The organism is Escherichia sp. KCJ4928 (genome assembly GCF_004352695.1).
Classification (GTDB): Bacteria; Pseudomonadota; Gammaproteobacteria; order Enterobacterales; family Enterobacteriaceae; genus ECMA0423.
Genome location: NZ_SJWV01000755.1, coordinates 1 through 255, shown reverse-complemented (window position 1 = coordinate 255; position 255 = coordinate 1). Strand labels below are relative to the sequence as shown.

The window sequence follows — 255 nt, the reverse complement described above, 5'->3', positions numbered from 1 at the left end:
GGAAATGCACTTACTGAACGCCTTAGAGCAATTGCAGCAGGACTATACGCAGCGGCTGAAAGACTGGGAGAGCGCCTTCACGGATTTGCAGCATATGTTCGAGCTGACACGACAGGAGAACGGGCAAATGAGGGAACAGTGCGACGACTTGAGTCAGCAGGTGCAGAGATTAGCCGGGCAGGTGGACCGCTTGAGTCGGTTATTTATCACGAACAGCAGATAAGGGATGAACAGGAAAGGCAGGCACGCCTGGAA

The 255-nt window shown here is 53.3% G+C and carries 1 protein-coding gene; it reads left to right on the top strand.

Features of this window, described 5'->3' with window-relative positions:
* On the top strand, window positions 1-223 hold a 223-nt coding region (locus E0D98_RS26620), incomplete at its 5' end, for an MbeD family mobilization/exclusion protein (RefSeq protein WP_240723797.1).
* Between the last annotated feature and the right edge of the window lie 32 nt (window positions 224-255).